The organism is Aeromonas sp. TECH754, assembly GCF_056279295.1.
The window spans coordinates 4542001-4556213 of record NZ_JBWBRA010000001.1 but is presented as its reverse complement, the minus strand read 5'-3'; the positions used below and the strand labels follow the sequence as shown (position 1 = coordinate 4556213).

Genomic DNA, 14213 nt, shown 5'->3' with positions numbered 1-14213 from the left:
ATAGATTTTTGAAAGGTGGTGCGGTGTCAACCACTTTCACTACATAGCTATATTTGAGCGGATTGATATGGGCATAATCCAAATGACAGAGGTTATCCACTTGCTCCCGGATCAGATGTAATCAGAAATCATACTGGTCAGAACCCCAGTTATCACGCTCGTCGTATGTGTGTTAGTTTCTGTTCTCGGCTTGGAATACCAAGAAAAATCGCACGAACGGGTGGCCAATAAAAAACGGCAACCATTGGTTGCCGTTTTGTCTTCTATCTATCACGAATAGACCCGGTGCGGTATCAACCTGCCCGCTTGGCCAGACAGGCTTCGGCGGCGCCGAGGGCCGCATCCACCAGCTCGCGGGCGACGCCGCCCTTGGCGACCCGCTTGGCCAGGGTGGCTTCCAGCTCCAGGTTCGGGTAGACATCCTCTCCAACCACTGGGCTGAAGCGTTGGAACTCGGTCAGGGACAGCTCCTCCAGCGGCTTTTTCAGCGCGATGGCATGAACCACCACCTCGCCGACGATATGGTGCGCCTCACGGAACGGGATGCCCTTGGCCACCAGATAATCCGCCAGCTCGGTTGCGTTGGCATAGCCCCCCTGAGCGGCAGCCTTGGTGCGTTCGACATTGACCTTGAGATCGATCAGTACCAGCGCCGCCATGTCGAGGCAGTCGTGCCAAGTATCGAGCGCGTCGAACAGCCCCTCTTTGTCTTCCTGCATGTCCTTGTTGTAGGCCAGCGGCAGCGCCTTGAGGCTCATCAACATGCCCATCTGGGCGCCGACCACTCGGCCAGTCTTGCCACGAATAAGCTCCAGCGCGTCCGGGTTCTTCTTCTGCGGCATCAGGGAGGAGCCCGAGGTGACCGCATCAGACAGTTCGACGAAGCCCGCCTCACCGGTGTTGTAGAAGATGAGATCTTCGGCAAAGCGCGACAGGTGAGCCATGGACAAGGACGCCACGTGCATCAGCTCCACCACGTGATCCCGGTCCGACACCGAATCCAGGCTGTTGCGGGTGGCGCCGCTGAAGCCCATGTCCAGCGCCAGCGCCTCGCGGTCAATGGCGTAGGCAGTGCCCGCCAGGGCGCCGCAGCCGAGTGGACTGGTGTCGAGGCGCTTGAGCGCATCCTGCAGACGGGAATAGTCCCGCTCCAGCATCTCCACATAGGCCAAGGCCCAGTGGGCGAAGGTGACCGGCTGGGCACGCTGCAGGTGGGTGTAACCCGGCAGCACAGCGGCCTGATTGGCACGGGCAGAGGCGACCAGCCCCTGTTGCAGCGCAGTGATGGAGCCGAGCAGCAGCTCCCCCTGTGCCTTGCACCAGAGTTTGAGGTCGGTGGCGACCTGATCGTTGCGCGAGCGGCCGGTGTGCAGCTTCTTGCCGAGCGTCCCCACGGCATCGATGAGCTTGCCCTCGACCCAGGAGTGGATGTCTTCCGCATCCGAGCTCAGGATCTGCTGCGGATCCTGCTGCACCGAGGCCAATAGCTCGGCCATCGCCTGTTGCAGCTGCGCCTGCTCGTCACTGGTCAATACGCCGACCTTGACCAGGGCGCGGGCCCAGGCCATGGAGCCCTGGATATCCTGCTCCGCCAGCCGGTAATCGAAGCGCAACGAGTCGTTGAACTGCTTGAATCTGCTGTCTGCGCCCTGACTGAAGCGTCCACCCCAAAGTGCCATGCTGCTCTCCTTGAATGCGTTGCCGGCGGCGCCTTTGCGCCTGCCGTACTCGCGCGACCCCTGGCCTGCGCGACTGAATTCTGCCTTGTTATCTGCTGCGTGGTTATCTCACAGCCGCGGCCAAGGCGCTGCCGCTTTCGTCACATCCCGCCGCTTATAAGTGAGGGGGCCAAGCCCCCTCACCGGTTTTCTGCGGCTTGACACCTCAAGGCTTAGCCGTGGGTGTGGTCGCCACCGATGGCCTGATGCTGCTCCTTCATGGCGCGGATCCGGCTCGCCAGGGTGTAGAGGCGGATGAAGCCTTCGGCGTGGCTCTGGTCATACACTTCGTCGGCACCGAAAGTGGCGAAGTCTTCGGAGTAGAGGCTGTTGGGCGACTTCTTCTGCACCGCGGTGACCTGACCCTTGTACATCTTCAGGATCACTTCGCCGTCGAGATCCTCGGCGATGGCGTTGGCGGAGGCGACAATGGCCTTGCACAGCGGGGTGAACCAGCGACCGTCATAGACCAGATGGGAGAACTCGGCCCCCAGCTTCTCGCGCCATGCGCGGGTCGGCCTGTCCAGCACCAGCTCTTCCACGGCACGCAGTGCGGCGACCATGACGGTACCACCCGGAGTCTCGTAGCAACCACGGGACTTCATGCCCACCATGCGGTTCTCGGTGATGTCGATGCGGCCCACGCCGTGCTTGCCGGCACGCTCGTTCAGGGTGGTCAGGATCTGGTGCGGGGTCAGCGGCTGGTCGTCAACGGCGACAACTTCCCCTTGAGCCACGGTCAGCTTGACGTATTCCGGCTCGTTCGGTGCCTGCTCGGCGGAGACAGTCCATTGCCAGACCGCTTCGGACGGCTCGTTCCAGGTGCTCTCCAGCTCGCCACCCTCGGTGGAGATGTGCCAGGCGTTGGCATCGCGGCTGTAGATCTTCTTCAGGGTTGCCTTGCAGGGGATGTCGCGGGCTTCCAGATAGGCCAGCAGATCTTCACGGGAGCGCATGTCCCACAGACGCCAGGGGGCGATCACTTTCAGTTGCGGGGCCAGGGCCGCCACGGCGCCTTCGAAGCGCACCTGATCGTTGCCCTTGCCGGTACAACCGTGGGAGATGGCATCGGCCCCTTCCGCCAGGGCCGCTTCCACCATGGCTTTGGCGATGATGGGACGGGCCATGGAGGTGCCCAGCAGATAGGTGCCTTCGTAGACGGCGCCGGTCTTCAGGGTCGGGTAGACGTACTCTTTGACGAACTCTTCGCGCAGATCCTTGACGATGCACTTGCTGGCGCCGGAGGCGATGGCTTTGTGCTCGATCCCTTCCAGATCGTCACGCTCCTGGCCGACGTCGGCGACGAAGGCGATGATTTCCGCGTCATAGTTCTCTTTCAGCCAGGGAATGATGGCCGAGGTATCCAGTCCGCCCGAGTAAGCCAGTACGATCTTGTTGATTCCGCTCATTTACTTCTCTCCATGATGATTCGATAAGGTGTTTGATTCAGGCTCGGTTGCCGCGTCACTTGTGCCCAAGCAGGGTCAGCAGCACGGCGTTCTGGATATGCATCCGGTTTTCTGCCTCATCCATGATGAGGGAGGCTGGGCCGTCCATGACCTCCGAGGTGATCTCCAGCTCCCGGTGCGCCGGTTGGCAATGCAGCACGTGCTGGATGCCGGTCCGGTCGAGCAGGGCTTGGTTGATCTGATAAGGCATGAAGATATCTTTTACCTGCTCCATTGGCGTGTTGTCACCCATGGAAACCCAGGTGTCGGTATAAACCACGTCAAACCCTTCGATATCTCCGACATCGTCGCTGATGTGGATGGTGGCGCCGGAATCGGCCGCCAGCGCCTGGGCCTGCAGGAAGATCTGGGTATCCGGGCCGTGACCCTTGGGGCAGATCAGGGTCACGTCGGTGCCCAGAGTTGCCCCCAAGAGCAGCAGGGAGTGGCTGACGTTGTTGCCATCGCCGAGGTAGGCGAGCTTCACCTTCGACAGATCGTCATAGTGTTCGCTAATGGTCATAAAGTCGGCCAGCCCCTGGCAGGGGTGGTAGAGGTTGCACAGGCTGTTCACCACCGGCACGCTGCCGTGCTCCGCCAACCCCACCAGGGTCTGATGGTCGAACACTCTAGCGACGATGGCGTCACACCAGCGCGACAGGTTGGCGGCGAAATCCTGCACCGATTCGCGCTTGCCGAGTGCGCCATTCTGCTGATCCAGGTAGACGCTGTGGCCGCCGAGCCGGGCGATGCCGATGTCGAAGGTGACCCGGGTGCGCAGGGAGGGCTTCTCGAACAGGGTGACCACGCTCTTGCCCGCCAGTGCCTGGCCGTACTTCTTGGGATCGGCCTTGACCGATTTGCCGAGCGCGATCAGCGCCTCGATCTGGGCCTTGCTTAAATCGCTGTCTTTCAGAAGGTGTTGCATCGGATTGTCCTTTTCCCGGTGAATATCAGTGCGAGCCGTTGGGGGCACTCGTGACCTGCGTGCCCACGGCGCCGCCCGCCAGCAGCTTGAGCAGCTGATCCGGGTAGCGCCAGCTGGCGACACAAACTGGCTTGCCCAGGGTCTGGGCGGCGTGCAGCGCGGCCTTCACCTTGACCGCCATGCCGTCGCGGATAACGCCCTTCTCCATCAGGTCCAACGCGCTCTGCTTGTCCAGTTGCGGCACCAGCTTGCCCTTGCCATCCAGGATGCCACTCACGTCCGACAGCATCACCAGATCGGCGCCCAGGGTCTCGGCAATGGCGGTGGCCGCCTGATCCGCGTTGACGTTCATCAGCTGGCCGTCGGCGGTGATGCCGATGGAGCTCACCACCGGCAGGAAGCCCTGGGCCAGGATGCCCGCCACCAGTGCCGGGTTGCCCTGCTGGCAGTCACCGACCGCACCGAGCTCGGGATCGAGCGGGGTCACCTGACAGAGGCCGCCGTCGGCCAGGCAGAGCCCCACCGCCGGGATGCCGGTGGCGATGGCCTTGGCCATCATCATCTTGTTGGCGGTGCCAGCCAGCGCCCCGGCGATGAAGGGGATCTGCTCGAACGGGGTCACCCGCAGGCCGTTCTTCTTGGTGGAGGTCAGTCCCAGCCCCTTGAGCAGATCGTCCACCAGGCAGCCGCCGCCGTGCACCAGCACCAGGGGTCTGTGTTGCTCGTCCAAAAAGCTCTTGAGGGTGGCGAACAGGGCAGTCAGCGCCTCGTCATTCTCGATCAGGGCGCCGCCCAACTTGATTACCAGTGTCTGCTTGTCCATCTCTCGATCCTTCCTTAAATCAGGCCGCTGGCCGGTTCAAACCCAAACTTGATATTTATGCACTGAATGGCCTGGGAGGCAGCCCCCTTGAGCAGGTTGTCGATGGCGGAAACCACCACCAGCATGTTGCCCTGCTGCTGCCAGGCCAGATCGCAATAAGGAGTGTTCGCCACCCCGCGGATGGAGGGCATCTGGCCGGTGAGACGCACCAGCGGCTTGCCTTCGTAAGCCTTGAGATAGGCCTGATCCACCTGGGCCTGCGTCACGCCGTCCGCCAGCTGCACATAGAGGGTGGCCAGGATGCCGCGCACATAGTTGCCAAGGTGAGGCTGGAACAGCACCTCCTTGCCGAGGTGGTGGCTGATCTCCGGCTGATGCCTGTGGTTGAAGGTGCCATAAGGGCTGAGGCTCACTTCGCAGAAGCTGGTACCGATGGCCGCCTTGCGGCCGGCCCCGGAGACGCCGGAGACCGCATTGATGATGGGCTGCCAGCCGTTGGCGATGAGACCGGCCTGCTGCAGCGGCTTGAGAGCGCACAGGGAGGCAGTCGGGTAGCAGCCGGGCACCGCGATCAGCTGGGCGGCCTGGATGGCATCGGCATTCCACTCCGCCAGGCCGTAGGCGGCCTTGTCCAGCCACTGCTCGCTCTGGTGGGTGAAGCCGTAGAAGGAGGAATAGAACTGCTGATCCTTGACCCGGAAGGCGCCGGAGAGATCGAACACCGGCAGCCCCTTGGCCAGGAACTTGGGCGCGAGCTCCGCACTCACCTCGTGGGCGGTGGCCAGCAGCACCAGATCGGCCTGGGTCAGGATCCGGCTCATGCCGTCCTTGTCCAGGGGCAGCAGCGGCTGATCCAGCGCGCCGACCCACTGGGGATGCAGGGAGGAGAAGCGCTTGTGCGCATCCTGACTGCCCGCCGACACATAGAGGCCGGCCAGCTTGAGGTGTGGATGGTTCTGGACCAGTGCGGCCAGTTCGGCTCCCGCGTAGCCACTGGCACCGACGATAACGGTGTTAAGCATTGTTGAATATTCCAAGTCTGGGTTCGAAGTTCACAGCATGGTGCTGTGGTGCAAGGGGTGATCTATCGCCCCTTTGACGCAGCGTGTGCGGAGGGGCAATCAGGCGGGTGTGTGTCGTCGGTTACAGATCAGGTGACAGAACATTAACTTTCCCTTACAACTAGAAGCCTTGTCGATGAGCGCCTGAAAAGAATATTCATGCACTCACTTTGCATTTGTATTTTCTAACAGAAACATTCCGGGGACGCAAGGAGCAGCTGATGGCCAATCTGGATTTTTTTTCACTTTATAAGAATATTATTGCGATTCCCTCGATCAGCAGCACCGATCCCCGCTGGGATCAGAGTAATGAGGCGGTGATCCGGCTGCTGGCGGACTGGTTCGGCCAGCTCGGCTTTCACTGCGAGGTGACGGCGCTGCCGGACTTGCCCGGCAAGTTCAACCTGGTGGCGACGATCGGTCAGGGGGAAGGCGGCCTGCTGCTGGCGGGTCACACCGACACTGTGCCCTTCGATGAGGGGGGCTGGAGCAAGGATCCCTTCAAGGTGACCGAGCAGGGCAACCGCCTGTACGGGCTTGGCACCATCGACATGAAGGGCTTCTTCGCCTTCATCGTGGAGGCGCTCAAGGAGATCGATCTCAAGACGCTCAGCAAGCCGCTGCGCATCCTGGCCACCGCCGACGAGGAGACCACCATGGCCGGCGCCCGCGCCATCGCCGCAGCGGCCGAGATCAAGCCGGACTACGCGGTGATCGGCGAGCCGACCGGGCTGGTGCCCGTGGTGGCCCACAAGGGACACATGTCCGAGGCCATCCGCATCACGGGCAAGAGCGGCCACAGCTCGGATCCCGCCAACGGCGTCAATGCGCTGGAGATCATGCACCAGGCCATGGGCCAGGTGCTCAAGCTGCAGCACAGCCTGAAGGAGCAGTACGCCGACCACCGATTCGCGGTGCCCCAGCCGACCCTGAACCTGGGTTACATCCAGGGGGGCGACAGTCCGAACCGCATCTGCGGCTGCTGCGAGCTGCACATCGACATGAGACCCACTCCGCAGGTGGGGCCGGACGAGCTGATGGGCATGCTGAAAGAAGCGCTCTCCCCCATCGAGATCCACCAGCCGGGCTGCCTGCACCTGCAACACCTTCATGAACCGATCCCCGCCTACGCCTGCGCGGACGACTCGGATCTGGTGCGGGAAGCCGAGTTGGCGAGTGGCCGGGCGGCCGAATCCGTGAACTATTGCACCGAGGCCCCCTTCATCCAGCTGCTCGGCTGTGAAACCATAGTGCTGGGACCCGGCCACATCGCCCAGGCGCACCAGCCGGACGAGTATCTGGATCTGTCGTTCGTCAAACCGACCACGGCGGTGTTGCAGCATCTGATCCGGCGTTTCTGTGTTTAGGACGAGGGGATTGTAAGTAAGTTACATGACATGCCGGGGCGGGACAGGTGAAGGAAATACATGTTCTGAATCGGCTTGTTATTTGACCTTGCGCAGACAATCTGGCTAGATTGTCCCCCTAAGATGACGGAGCATATGTTGTAATCGCACAACAATAAGTGAGGCTGCCTCTCACCGAGGAAGGTTGAGGCACCAACAAAAATAAGGATGTGGAATGAACGAAAAGTACGCCGCGCTACGCGCCAACGTAGGCATGCTGGGCCAACTGCTGGGCAAGTCCATCAAGGATCATCAGGGACAGGCCTTCCTCGACAAGATCGAGACCATTCGTCAGCTGGCCAAATCCTCCCGCAAGGGCAATGAAGCAGACAGGGAACGCTTGCTCGAGACCCTGCGCACCCTCTCCGATGACGAGTTGCTGCCCGTGGCACGCGCCTTCAGCCAGTTCCTCAACCTGGCCAACGTGGCGGAGCAGTTCCATACCATCTCCCGCCGCTGCGAAGAACAGGTCTGCACCCCGGATCCGCTGGAGCAGATGTTCGCCAAGCTCGAAGCCTCCAACCTGTCCAAAGAGGCCATCATCCAGGCCGTGCGCGAGCTGGACATCGATCTGGTGCTGACCGCTCACCCCACCGAGGTGACCCGCCGCACCCTGATCCACAAGCACGTGCAGCTCAACGACTGCCTGGAAGCGCTGGAGCTGTCCGATCTGCTGCCCCGCGAGCGGGACAAGATCCTCAATCGCATCGAACAGCTGGTCAATCAGGCCTGGCATACCAACGAGATCCGCGAGCAGCGGCCGACCCCGGTAGACGAAGCCAAGTGGGGCTTCGCCGTGGTGGAAAACAGCCTCTGGCCCGCCATTCCCGAATTCATGCGCAACCTGGACGAGCGCCTGCAACACCATCTGGGTGTGCGGCTGCCGCTGGATGCCGCGCCGGTCAAGTTCACCTCCTGGATGGGGGGTGACCGTGACGGCAACCCCTTCGTCACCGCCAAGGTGACCGCCGAGGTGCTGGAGCTGGGCCGCTGGATGGCGGTGAGCCTGTTCAACAAAGACATCCGGGAGCTCACCTCCGAGCTTTCGATGGCCGACTGTACCCCCGAGCTGCGCGAGCGGGTCGGCGACAACCCCGAGCCCTACCGCGCCCTGGTGCGCGAGCTGCGCGAGCAACTGCGCGAGACCCAGGAATACCTGACCGCCAAGGTGCAGGGACAGGTGAGCGAGAGCCGGGATCTCATCAAGACCACGGCCCAGCTGCGTGAGCCGCTCGAGCTCTGTTACCACAGCCTGCACGCCTGCGGCATGGGCAACATCGCCGACGGCATGCTCTTGGACGTACTGCGCAAGCTGGCCTGCTTCGGCATCCATCTGGTCAAGCTCGACATCCGCCAGGACGGCGAGCGCCACGGCCAGGTCTTCTCCGAGCTGACCCGTTACCTCGGCATGGGTGACTACGCCGAGTGGAGCGAGGACGACAAGCAGGCCTTCCTGCTCAATGAACTGAACTCCCGCCGCCCGCTGATCCCGACCGACTGGGAACCGAGTGCCGAGACGCGCGAGACCATCGACACCTGCCGGGTGATCGCCGAGCACGACCCGGATGCATTCGGTATCTACATCATCTCCATGGCCGGCGCCCCGTCCGACGTGCTGGCGGTGCAGTTGCTGCTCAAAGAGGCCGGTTGCAAGTTCCGCATGCCGGTCGCACCGCTGTTCGAAACCCAGGAAGATCTGATGGCGGGCACCGCCGTCATGGAACGCCTGCTGTCGGTGGACTGGTATCGCGGCTACATCCAGGGCCGCCAGTACGTGATGATCGGCTACTCGGATTCGGCCAAGGATGCGGGCATGATGGCCGCTGGCTGGGCCCAGTACGCCGCCATGGAATCCCTGGTGGCGCTGGCCGAGGCCAACAACCTGCGCCTCACCCTGTTCCACGGCCGCGGTGGCACCGTCGGTCGCGGTGGCGCCCCCGCCCATCAGGCGATCCTGTCCCAACCACCGGGATCCCTGCGCGGCGGCCTGCGGGTGACCGAACAGGGCGAGATGATCCGTTTCAAGTTTGGACTGCCCAAGGTCGCCCTCAACAGCCTGAACCTCTACACCAGCGCCGTGCTGGAGGGGAATCTGCTGCCACCGCCGAAACCGAAAGAGAGCTGGCGCGCCGTGATCGAACAGGTGGCCGAGGCCTCCTGCGAACACTATCGCAGCATAGTGCGCGGCCATCCTGACTTCGTGCCCTACTTCCGCGCCGCCACCCCGGAGATGGAGCTTGGCAAGCTGCCGCTCGGCTCCCGTCCCGCCAAGCGCAAGCCGAACGGCGGCGTCGAGAGCCTGCGCGCCATCCCCTGGATCTTCGCCTGGACCCAGAACCGGCTGATGCTGCCGGCCTGGCTCGGCGCCAACAAGGGCCTGCAGCAGGCCATCGACGATGGCCACAAGGCCGTGCTGGACGAGATGAGCCGTCAATGGCCCTTCTTCCGCACCCGTCTCGAGATGCTGGAGATGGTGTTCCTCAAGGCCGACCTCTGGCTGGCGGAGTACTATGATACCCGTCTGGTGCCGCGAGAGCTGTGGGCGCTCGGCACCCAGCTGCGTCAGGAGCTCTCCGACTCCATCCGGGTAGTGCTGGAGCTGCGCCCGCAGGGCGACCTGCTCGATGACCAGCCCTGGATCCAGGAGTCCATCAAACTGCGCAACCCCTACACGGATCCGCTCAACGTGTTGCAGGTCGAGTTGCTCGGTCGCTCGCGCAACCACGCCGAGACCCTGCACCCCGAGCTGGATCAGGCGCTGATGGTCACCATCGCCGGCATTGCGGCAGGCATGCGCAATACCGGTTGATCGCTGGCTCGTATCAGACGCAAAAAGGGCGCCACTGTGGCGCCCTTTTTATTTCCGTGCATATCCCCACCCAATGCCCGACAAGTCTTAGGCGATGCGGTTGCGGCCGAGACGTTTGGCCTCGTAGAGGCGCAGGTCGACGCATTGCAACCAGTCATCCACCCGTTGGTAGTCCGGCTGATAGAGGCTGATCCCCACGCTGATGGTGACGGTGATTTCCCGCTCCTGATACAGGAAGGGATGGCACTCTATCTGCTGGCGGATGTGATCCATCAGGGCGTGAGCATCGTCGAGGGTAACGCCGCGCAGCAGCATGATGAACTCCTCCCCACCGAAGCGCGCCACCAGATCGCTGCCGCGCATCGCCTGCATCAGCAACTGGGCCAGCGTCTCCAGCACCACATCCCCGGCGAGATGGCCATGTTCGTCGTTGATCTGCTTGAAGAAGTCGATGTCGATCAGGGCCAGACAGCAAGTTTCCCCTTCGGCCGGATGCTGCAGAAAACGTGCGAGCAGGAGATTGGCCTGGCTGAAGAAGTGACTGCGATTCGGCAGCTTGGTGAGGAAGTCGTGCTCGGCGTTGAAGCGCAGCACCAGCTCCATCCGGCTGCGCTCATCCTCCAGGTTGCGGGCGTGGACCAGAGTGCCGAGGGCCGTGGTGAGCGGCTCAAGCAGGGTCACCAGGGTCTCGTCGAAACCACCCGGGCGATTGGCCAGGGCGATCATGCCGATGGCCTCCCCCTTGTGGCGCAGCGGGATGCCGAGGAAGCAGTCCAGATGGGGATGACCGCGGGGGGAGGTGCCACGGCTCGCCGGATGGTGCGGCAGATCGTTGCAGCACACCAGGGTGTTGTGGGTCACCACATGGCCGAACAGGTTGTCGAGTTTGCTGAAGATGAGCCCGCCCCGGCTCTGGCGCTGCTGTTCATACCAGGCGTGGGTGGCCTCGTCCCAGGAGAGATTGGAGATGGAGGGAACGTAGAGGCTGGGCTGCCCGTCTTCGTACTGGACGATGCCGATGAAGCCATAGGCACTCCGGCTGACGCTGAGCAACCGCTCGAACACGGTATCGCAGGCGGAGGCGAGGTTGCGATCGAGCAGAAAGCCCTGATGGGCGGCGACTATGATGTCGAACAGCTGGCCCTGCTGCTCGACGCGCTGCTCGGCCAGCACCTCGGGGGTGATGTCGTGGGCCAGCTTGATCACCCCGAGCAGGGTGCCCGCCTCGTCGGTGATCGGGGTGTAGGTGGCGTGGATCCAGACGCTCCTGCCACCACGGGCGACACGCAAAAAGGCACCGGTCTGGATCTCGCCGCAGAGTACCCCCTGCCAGAAAGCATCGTGCTCCCCATGCAGCTCGGGAGGGAGCAGCAGCAGGTGGGACTGACCGATCAACGCCTCGGGCTGATAGTCGAGGATGGTGCAGAACAGCGAGTTGACCGAGACGATGCGGCCAGCGAGGTCGAACTCGGCGATGCCATAGGCGCGATCGAGGGCGGTCAATCGGGCGAGGGCGTCATAACGGCCGAGAGCGTCAATATCGAGAGTGCTGAACACTGGGGTATTCATGGCTACGATTCCTTTCGTATCGCCAACAGATAGCCACATCCAGTGTAGACATGCGGGATCAAGATCTCCGCTCATCGGTACGTGCATTTTCAGCCGCGCTCGGAAAATCATGCCTCACACGCAAGCCGGATCGGGGCGCCTCTTGCCACGCCAGTGGACTGGGCGCAGACTGTCTGGCCTTGTTCCGGCTCGAGGAAATCTGATGACACCCGCTATCAACCTGCTGAAAAAACTCAAGATCCCCCACAAGCTCTACCCCTACGAGTGCGAGGCCCACGACGATTTCGGCAAACATGCCGCGACCCAACTGGGCCTGCCTGAGGCGCAGGTGTTCAAGACCCTGATCGCCCATCACGACAAACAGGCGGTGGTGGCCATAGTGCCGTCATCGGGCCTGTGCAGCCTGAAGCAGCTCGCCAAGGCGGCGGGGCTCAAGAAGGTGGAGATGATGAAACCGGCGGAGGCCGAGAAGCTGACCGGTTACAAGGTGGGGGGCATCAGCCCGCTGGCCCAGAAGAAGCTGCTGCCGACCGTGCTGGACGACTCCGCCATGGCCTTCGACGAGATCCTGGTAAGCGGCGGCAAGCGCGGCCTCTCGGTCGGGGTGGCGCCGCAAGACATGCTCACCTTGATGAAGTGGATTGCCGCCCCCATTGGCGAGCACCATGACTAGGCAGCAGAGTGAATAGAAAGAGGCCCCGCAATTCGGGGCCTCTTTCGTTTTAGCTAGCCTCACCAGCCATGGCGCCGACCGACGATCCGGGCATTTAGTCTGCCTGAGCGCGGCAGGCGGCGGTGAGATCGGAGAGCCGCAACCGCTGGCGCCCCTGCCCATCGAAGTTCTCATCCGCCAACCAGCGCTCGAAGCTGGCACGCAGCGCGGGCCACTCGCCATCGATCACCGAAAACCAGGCGGTATCCCGATTGCGGCCCTTGTCCACCCGCGCCTGACGGAAAGTACCCTCGTAGCTGAAACCGAGCCGCAGCGCCGCATGGCGCGAGGGCCAGTTGAGCGCGTTGCACTTCCACTCGTAGCGGCGGTAGCCGAGCCCGAAGGCATTGTCCATCATCAGCGCCATGGCCGCAGTTGAGAGCCGGGTCCGCTGCATGGCCGGCGAGAAGTGCAACCAGCCCACCTCTATGCTGCCGGCGGCAGGGTCGATGCGCAGATAGCTGGCGAGCCCCAGCGCCTGGCCGCTCGCCTCATCGACAATGGCATAGAACTGGGGATCGGCCTTGGCGGCGCACTGCTGCAACCAAGCCAGCATGGCCGCCTCATCCTCGAAGGGACCGCTGGTGAGATAGGTCCACATGGCCCCGCTGTCGGCAGCAAACGCCTGCCAGAGCGCGGCGCTGTGGCGCTCGGGATTGAGCGGTTCCAGCCGGCAGCCCCAGCCATTCAGCTCGCGATGGGGAGGAAACTCGGCACCGCGCCAATCCGGCACGGGAACCCCTGTGGGTTGGCCAAATTCATTGATGATTTCAACAGGCACAGGCAACCCCCCCTTCCAGCAAGACACCGGCCTCACTGCCGGTGGCCACGGCGAAGCCGTCCTGGCGCCACCAGTGCAGGCCGCCGATCAGCTCCTTCACCCGAAAGCCCAGCGCCGCCAATTTGCAGGCCCCCTGGGTCGAGCCGTTGCAGCCGATGCCATCGCAATAGCAGACATAGACCTTGTCTCTCGACAGGGCCGCGGTGCTGGCCGGGCTCATGGTGCGATGGGGGAAGCTGATGGCCCCCGGGATATGGCCCTCGGCGTAGTGCGCGGGGGAGCGGGTGTCGATGACCACTATCCCTTCCTCCCCGCTCAGCAGATCGGCAGCCAGATCCGCCGGATCCGTGCGAAAGGCCAGCTGGGCCTCGAAGAAGGCGCTGGCCTCGACGGGGCTCGCCACGCCTGTGCTCAATACCTGACTCATGTGAGATCTCCTTGTGATTAAGCCACGACTTCCGTGGTGACGACTGTCCTGACCGAGTTCGCGATGAAACACTCCTCATGGGCCTGATGGTGCAGCCGCTCCAGCTCCACCAGGCCTGGCTGGCGTTCACCGCCAAACAATACCTGAGGACGCAGGGTGACGCGGGTGATTGACTGGCGACCCCGCTCGTCCGCCTCCATGACGCCGACCGCCTCGTCCCGGTAGCTCTCCACCCGATAGCCCGCCCTGGCCACCAGCCAGAGGAAGGTCAGCATGTGGCAGCTGGAGAGGGAAGCGACAAAGGCCTCCTCCGGATCGACGTGCTCCGCCACCGAATAGGGCAAGGGCACCACGTGGGGAGAGGAGGAGGCGGGCACCCGCACGCCACCGTCAAATTCCCAGCGATGGGCCCGACTGTAACGCTGATCCACGAAGGGCTCGTCGCTCCCCCGCTGCCAGCTGATCACCGCACCAAACTCCGACATCCCGACTCCTTGTGATGGACAATATCTGCTCCGTTCACTCAATGTA

12 protein-coding genes are annotated in these 14213 nt (G+C 62.9%); 3 read left to right on the top strand and 9 right to left on the bottom strand.

What is annotated here, in order from left to right:
• Positions 1-293: 293 nt before the first annotated feature.
• The 5 genes from argH to argC form a co-directional block, all read right to left on the bottom strand.
• Positions 294-1679 (bottom strand): argininosuccinate lyase, encoded by a 1386-nt coding sequence (gene argH / locus ACZ9IL_RS20930; RefSeq protein ID WP_476005168.1) that lies wholly within the window; start codon positions 1677-1679, stop codon positions 294-296.
• 212 nt (positions 1680-1891) lie between these two features.
• Complete coding sequence (locus tag ACZ9IL_RS20925; protein ID WP_476005167.1) at positions 1892-3127, bottom strand: argininosuccinate synthase; 1236 nt, start codon at positions 3125-3127, stop codon at positions 1892-1894.
• A 55-nt stretch (positions 3128-3182) separates the two neighbouring features.
• A complete protein-coding gene (locus ACZ9IL_RS20920) occupies positions 3183-4094 on the bottom strand; it encodes an ornithine carbamoyltransferase (RefSeq protein WP_476005166.1) in 912 nt (303 codons plus the stop codon).
• Positions 4095-4119: 25 nt separating this feature from the next.
• Complete coding sequence (argB, locus tag ACZ9IL_RS20915) at positions 4120-4917, bottom strand: acetylglutamate kinase (protein ID WP_476005165.1); 798 nt, start codon at positions 4915-4917, stop codon at positions 4120-4122.
• A 14-nt stretch (positions 4918-4931) separates the two neighbouring features.
• Positions 4932-5939: an N-acetyl-gamma-glutamyl-phosphate reductase gene (argC, locus tag ACZ9IL_RS20910; RefSeq protein ID WP_476005164.1), complete on the bottom strand. Its 1008-nt coding sequence runs from the start codon at positions 5937-5939 to the stop codon at positions 4932-4934.
• A gap of 260 nt (positions 5940-6199) precedes the next feature.
• Between argC and argE the strand changes: the two genes are divergently transcribed.
• Together argE and ppc are read left to right on the top strand one after the other, a co-directional pair.
• A complete protein-coding gene (gene argE / locus ACZ9IL_RS20905) occupies positions 6200-7345 on the top strand; it encodes an acetylornithine deacetylase (RefSeq protein ID WP_476005163.1) in 1146 nt (381 codons plus the stop codon).
• A gap of 214 nt (positions 7346-7559) precedes the next feature.
• Positions 7560-10193, top strand: a complete 2634-nt coding sequence (gene ppc, locus ACZ9IL_RS20900; protein WP_476005162.1) for a phosphoenolpyruvate carboxylase — start codon at positions 7560-7562, stop codon at positions 10191-10193.
• 87 nt (positions 10194-10280) lie between these two features.
• Here the strand turns inward: ppc and ACZ9IL_RS20895 are convergent, their stop codons facing one another.
• Complete coding sequence (locus ACZ9IL_RS20895; protein WP_476005161.1) at positions 10281-11762, bottom strand: sensor domain-containing diguanylate cyclase; 1482 nt, start codon at positions 11760-11762, stop codon at positions 10281-10283.
• 202 nt (positions 11763-11964) lie between these two features.
• Here ACZ9IL_RS20895 and ybaK point away from each other — a divergent pair, with 202 nt between their 5' ends.
• Positions 11965-12435, top strand: a complete 471-nt coding sequence (ybaK, locus tag ACZ9IL_RS20890; protein ID WP_476005160.1) for a Cys-tRNA(Pro) deacylase — start codon at positions 11965-11967, stop codon at positions 12433-12435.
• Positions 12436-12529: 94 nt separating this feature from the next.
• Here the strand turns inward: ybaK and ACZ9IL_RS20885 are convergent, their stop codons facing one another.
• From ACZ9IL_RS20885 to ACZ9IL_RS20875, 3 genes are read right to left on the bottom strand one after another with little or no spacing between them, the layout of a single operon-like run.
• On the bottom strand, positions 12530-13255 hold the full coding sequence (locus ACZ9IL_RS20885) for a GNAT family N-acetyltransferase (RefSeq protein ID WP_476005159.1): 726 nt from the start codon (positions 13253-13255) through the stop codon (positions 12530-12532).
• Positions 13245-13682, bottom strand: coding sequence for a rhodanese-like domain-containing protein (locus ACZ9IL_RS20880; protein WP_476005158.1), 438 nt, complete (start codon positions 13680-13682; stop codon positions 13245-13247). Before ACZ9IL_RS20880 ends, ACZ9IL_RS20885 begins: the two co-directional genes overlap by 11 nt.
• A gap of 17 nt (positions 13683-13699) precedes the next feature.
• Positions 13700-14167 carry an OsmC family protein gene (locus ACZ9IL_RS20875; RefSeq protein ID WP_476005157.1) on the bottom strand — a complete coding sequence of 156 codons (468 nt, stop codon included), beginning with the start codon at positions 14165-14167 and terminating at the stop codon, positions 13700-13702.
• Between the last annotated feature and the right edge of the window lie 46 nt (positions 14168-14213).

What these genes read in the sequence shown, in the direction of transcription:
- ACZ9IL_RS20895 (WP_476005161.1), bottom strand. Translation starts at nt 11,762, where the DNA reads ATGAATACCCCAGTGTTCAGCACTCTCGATATTGACGCTCTCGGCCGT.
- ACZ9IL_RS20920 (WP_476005166.1), bottom strand. Translation starts at nt 4,094, where the DNA reads ATGCAACACCTTCTGAAAGACAGCGATTTAAGCAAGGCCCAGATCGAG.
- argE (WP_476005163.1), top strand. Translation starts at nt 6,200, where the DNA reads ATGGCCAATCTGGATTTTTTTTCACTTTATAAGAATATTATTGCGATT.
- argH (WP_476005168.1), bottom strand. Translation starts at nt 1,679, where the DNA reads ATGGCACTTTGGGGTGGACGCTTCAGTCAGGGCGCAGACAGCAGATTC.
- ACZ9IL_RS20875 (WP_476005157.1), bottom strand. Translation starts at nt 14,167, where the DNA reads ATGTCGGAGTTTGGTGCGGTGATCAGCTGGCAGCGGGGGAGCGACGAG.
- argB (WP_476005165.1), bottom strand. Translation starts at nt 4,917, where the DNA reads ATGGACAAGCAGACACTGGTAATCAAGTTGGGCGGCGCCCTGATCGAG.
- argC (WP_476005164.1), bottom strand. Translation starts at nt 5,939, where the DNA reads ATGCTTAACACCGTTATCGTCGGTGCCAGTGGCTACGCGGGAGCCGAA.
- ACZ9IL_RS20925 (WP_476005167.1), bottom strand. Translation starts at nt 3,127, where the DNA reads ATGAGCGGAATCAACAAGATCGTACTGGCTTACTCGGGCGGACTGGAT.
- ACZ9IL_RS20880 (WP_476005158.1), bottom strand. Translation starts at nt 13,682, where the DNA reads ATGAGTCAGGTATTGAGCACAGGCGTGGCGAGCCCCGTCGAGGCCAGC.
- ybaK (WP_476005160.1), top strand. Translation starts at nt 11,965, where the DNA reads ATGACACCCGCTATCAACCTGCTGAAAAAACTCAAGATCCCCCACAAG.
- ppc (WP_476005162.1), top strand. Translation starts at nt 7,560, where the DNA reads ATGAACGAAAAGTACGCCGCGCTACGCGCCAACGTAGGCATGCTGGGC.